The following is a 4,630-nucleotide window of genomic DNA, read 5'->3' on the forward strand; positions in this document are numbered from 1 at the left end:
CATACTTTCCATCCTTTGAGGATTTTTCCAGCAGCTTCAAACCTATAACCGTAGGGATGATAACCAGTTTCCCATGAGACCTCTGGGGTGGAAATCACCACAAACTGTTCTGAGGGAATTTATTGATCGGGGTGTAACATATGTTTGACAAACCTACATTTTTAACTGCTCTGCAAGATTGAGAAATGATTGAGATATGAACTGTTTTCAGGCAATCATTCCTCCGAGCATTCCCCCTCCGGCGCACAGCAAAAATGTCACAGCAATATTTGTCACATTCCCTTGAAACGCATGGTATACTCCCAAAGTAATCAGCATAAGCAGGACAAAATATGTTATTCCGGCAAACAGCCCCCATAAGAATTTTCTTTTTCCCGCCAACTTCCCAAGTACAAAACCCGCGGAAAATGTTGAAATCACATAAATTAAAACAATTCCGGCATTGACATTTTGTTCACTCAAACCAAGCTTATAAAGCATCAGCGCCAGTATCAAAAGTAAGAATCCTGTCACAATATAACCACACAAAAGTGATTTCACGAACCAGATCGCCTTTTTCCCAACATTTCCATATTCTTTTGCTTCCATCACAAACCTCCCGTTTCGTATCATCACTAATAAAGCATATGTTTGTCCCGAAAGATTTATGACTGGTGAAAATACTTATTTCCCTCATATTTACCAAGCTGTTCTTGCTGTTATTCCATTTGTCTTCCCAAAAAATCCGCTGCGCTGACGGCAACTCTTTGTTCTACTTCGCCAAAATGTTTTTTCTTATCTTTGTTTAATAAAACGACTGCCCCGATTATATCTCCCGCGCTGATAATAGGAGATATAACTTCATCCTCATATTCATTCATTTCTTCCGTCACTTTTACATATCTGTCATCTCCTTGACACGCCGTTAAAACTTCTCTGTTTCCCAAAACCTGAAGAAACTCTTTTCTTACAAATCTTTCTTCTAAATCTTTTTTACCTGCTCCCGAAACAGCGATAACCTGATCTGTATCTGTAATACACACTGTACACCCCATTGTCTGAGATAAACTTTCCGCATACAATTTTACAGGCATTCCAAATTCACCGATCGGAGAATACTTTTTCAAAATAATTTCGCCTTCTCTGTCAGTAAATATTTCCAAAGGATCTCCCTCGCGTATACGAAGCGTTCTTCTGATTTCTTTCGGAAATACAATTCTGCCGAGATCATCAATTCTTCTTACGATTCCTGTGCTTTCATAAAAATCCTCCGTTTGCAAATTTCTATCTTTATCATATTTCTGTCAATAAAGGTAGTATCTGTAAAACTAAGGTTTTTATGCGTTTCTCCGGCAGGAATACAAAAACGACACTTGTTTTTAAAAAATCAGAACTGATCATTATACAATGTCCATTCTTGAAGAAAATCAAATCATTAATCAGTGTTTCCTTAAATATTTAACCGGCACATATAATTATTAGAATATTTCTGACAAGCCCGACTTTAGCTTGCCTCTGCCGCAAAAAAAGACAACGCCTTTTCAGACGCTGCCTTCTCTCATTCCGTTTGGAAAATATTCTCTTCTTATTTATATCTCGTTTACATATACCTTCAAAACTACATACAAAGAATCTTTTTCATCCTACCCTTACGGGTACCGTCTTTGATAAGCATCTAAAACACAGATGCTAACCAACGACATGTGCCTATCTCCGCTTTGGTTATGCCCTCGACCTATTAGTAACAGTCAGCTCCATGTGTTGCCACACTTCCACCTCTGCCCTATCTACCTCGTCGTCTTCAAGGGGTCTTACTAACTTGACGTTATGGGATATCTCATCTTGAGGGGGGCTTCACGCTTAGATGCCTTCAGCGTTTATCCCTTCCCGGCTTGGCTACTCTGCTATGCACTTGGTAATACAACAGATACACCAGCGGCCAGTCCACCCCGGTCCTCTCGTACTAAGGGCAGCTCCTCTCAAATATCCTACGCCCACGCCGGATAGGGACCGAACTGTCTCACGACGTTCTGAACCCAGCTCGCGTACCGCTTTAATGGGCGAACAGCCCAACCCTTGGGACCGACTACAGCCCCAGGATGCGATGAGCCGACATCGAGGTGCCAAACCACTCCGTCGATGTGAACTCTTGGGAGTGATAAGCCTGTTATCCCCAGGGTAGCTTTTATCCGTTGAGCGATGGCAATCCCACTTTATACCACCGGATCACTAAGTCCTACTTTCGTACCTGCTCCACCCGTCGGTGTCGCAGTCAAGCTCCCTTCTGCCTTTGCACTCTTCGAATGGTTTCCAACCATTCTGAGGGAACCTTTGAGCGCCTCCGATACCCTTTCGGAGGCGACCGCCCCAGTCAAACTCCCCACCTGACATTGTCCCCCAGCCGGATCACGGCTGCTGGTTAGAAACCCAATACTGCAAGGGTGGTATCCCAACATTGACTCCATGGCAACTGGCGTCACCACTTCCTAGTCTCCCACCTATCCTGTACATGCAATATCGAATCCCAGTATCAAGCTAGAGTAAAGCTCCATGGGGTCTTTCCGTCCTGGCGCAGGTAACCAGCATCTTCACTGGTATTTCAATTTCACCGGGTGCATTGTTGAGACAGTGCCCAAATCATTACGCCTTTCGTGCGGGTCGGAACTTACCCGACAAGGAATTTCGCTACCTTAGGACCGTTATAGTTACGGCCGCCGTTTACTGGGGCTTAAGTTCAAAGCTTCGCTTGCGCTAACCTCTCCCCTTAACCTTCCAGCACCGGGCAGGCGTCAGCCCATATACCTCACCTTTCGGTTTCGCATAGACCTGTGTTTTTGCTAAACAGTTGCTTGGGCCAATTCTCTGCGGCCATTCGCATGGCACTCCTTCTCCCGAAGTTACGGAGTCATTTTGCCGAGTTCCTTAACAATGCTTCTCCCGTCGGCCTTAGGATTCTCTCCTCATCCACCTGTGTCGGTTTACGGTACGGGTATCCTGTAAACAATAGCGGCTTTTCTTGGCAGCCAGCTCACACACTTCTCTACTTCTTTTCGATCCGCATCACGTCTTCGGATTGCACACCGGATTTGCCTGATGTACTCCTACCTCGCTTGCACCGGTCTTTCCATTCCCGGCTTGTGCTCTCTGTCTGCGTCCCCACAGTTCTGTTACAGGATAGTACAGGAATTTCAACCTGTTATCCATCGACTACGTCTTTCGACCTCGCCTTAGGCCCCGACTTACCCAGGGCAGATCAGCTTTACCCTGGAAACCTTAGATATTCGGCCAAGAGGATTCTCACCTCTTTCTCGCTACTCATTCCGGCATTCTCTCTTCTTAAAAATCCACTGCTCCTTTCGGTACAGCTTCGTCTCTTTAAGAATGCTCCTCTACCGATGAACAGTGATCAACGCAGACCAACAGCAGTCTGTTCCATCTGTTTTGGAATCTTCTTGATTTCATCAAGAAGCTTTCCTCTTGCATTGATCTGTATTGATCACTGTTCATCCCTGAGCTTCGGCAGTGTGTTTCAGCCCCGGACATTTTCGGCGCAGGACCTCTCGACTAGTGAGCTATTACGCACTCTTTTAATGGATGGCTGCTTCTAAGCCAACATCCTAGTTGTCTTCGAAATCCCACATCCTTTTCCACTTAACACACATTTTGGGGCCTTAGCTGCAGGTCTGGGCTCTTTCCCTTTCGACTACCCAACTTATCTCGGATAGTCTGACTCCCATACATCATCTACACGGCATTCGGAGTTTGATATCCCTTGGTAAGCTTTGACGCCCCCGTAGGAATTCAGTGCTCTACCTCCGCAAGACTTGTATGAGGCTAGCCCTAAAGCTATTTCGAGGAGAACCAGCTATCTCCGGGTTCGATTGGAATTTCTCCCCTATCCACACCTCATCCCCACCCTTTTCAACGGATGTGGGTTCGGTCCTCCATTGCCTTTTACGGCAACTTCAACCTGGACATGGATAGATCACCCGGTTTCGGGTCTACTCCGACTGACTTTCGCCCTGTTCAGACTTGGTTTCCCTTCGGCTCCGCACCTTCAGTGCTTAACCTCGCCAGCCAGCGTAACTCGCCGGACCGTTCTACAAAAAGTACGCGGTTCATCATATAAAGATGTTCCACAGCTTGTAAACATATGGTTTCAGGTTCTTTTTCACTCCCCTCCCGGGGTCCTTTTCACCTTTCCTTCACAGTACTATGCGCTATCGGTCACTAAGGAGTATTTAGCCTTACGGGGTGGTCCCCGCATATTCAGTCAAGGTTCCACGTGTCTCGACCTACTCTGGATACCGCCATGTCAACTCGCCTTTCGCTTACGGGACTTTCACCCTCTTTGGTCAGCTTTCCCAAAACTGTTCTGCTAAACTTGTTGAATCAATTCCGCGGTCCGAACCCCGGGATGCACGCATCCCGGTTTGGGCTCTTCCGTTTTCGCTCGCCGCTACTCACAGAATCACATGTTGTTTTCTCTTCCTCCGGCTACTTAGATGTTTCAGTTCACCGGGTTCCCTTCCTGACGTTATGGATTGGCGTCAGGATAACTGACGACTGCTCAGTTAGGTTTCCATCTTCATTATATCTCTGCGATCGATGGGTATTCGCCCCTACCCCGAAAGCTTTTCCCAGCTTATCA

General features: G+C 46.2%; 2 protein-coding genes and 1 rRNA gene. All 3 read right to left on the reverse strand.

Going from position 1 to position 4,630, the window contains the following annotated elements:
* Window positions 1-207 precede the first annotated feature (207 nt).
* A complete protein-coding gene (locus RUMTOR_RS05420) occupies window positions 208-588 on the reverse strand; it encodes a TIGR04086 family membrane protein (RefSeq protein ID WP_009243477.1) in 381 nt (126 codons plus the stop codon).
* A 110-nt stretch (window positions 589-698) separates the two neighbouring features.
* Window positions 699-1,259, reverse strand: a complete 561-nt coding sequence (locus RUMTOR_RS05425) for a stage V sporulation T C-terminal domain-containing protein (RefSeq protein WP_044998009.1) — start codon at window positions 1,257-1,259, stop codon at window positions 699-701.
* 438 nt (window positions 1,260-1,697) lie between these two features.
* Window positions 1,698-4,630 (reverse strand): 23S ribosomal RNA (locus tag RUMTOR_RS05430).

The organism is [Ruminococcus] torques ATCC 27756, assembly GCF_000153925.1.
Taxonomy (GTDB): domain Bacteria; phylum Bacillota; class Clostridia; order Lachnospirales; family Lachnospiraceae; genus Mediterraneibacter; species Mediterraneibacter torques.